At 64.3% G+C, this 230-nt stretch carries 1 protein-coding gene; it reads left to right on the top strand.

Translation table 11 applies throughout. The features are described from left to right. A partial coding sequence (locus FPZ47_RS28160; protein WP_144957609.1) for a transposase occupies positions 1-230 on the top strand: 230 nt, incomplete at both ends.

Below are 230 nucleotides of genomic sequence, written 5' to 3'. Positions count from 1 at the left end.
CGTTCGCGAGGCGGGCTGACCACCAAGATCCACACCCTGACCGATCAGCGCGAAGCTGTTGTCGCGGTCCGGTTGACTGCTGGCCAGGCCGGCGACAATCCGCAGTTGATGCCTTTGCTCGACGACTACGACCACGCCTGCGCTGAGCACGGCGTGACCGGTGGCGACTTCCGATTGCTCGCCGACAAGGCGTATTCACACCCGAGCACGCGCACCGAATTACGTTCCCG

Source organism: Mycobacterium helveticum, assembly GCF_007714205.1.
In the GTDB taxonomy this organism is placed as follows: domain Bacteria; phylum Actinomycetota; class Actinomycetes; order Mycobacteriales; family Mycobacteriaceae; genus Mycobacterium; species Mycobacterium helveticum.
This window is presented reverse-complemented; position numbering and strand designations above follow the sequence as displayed.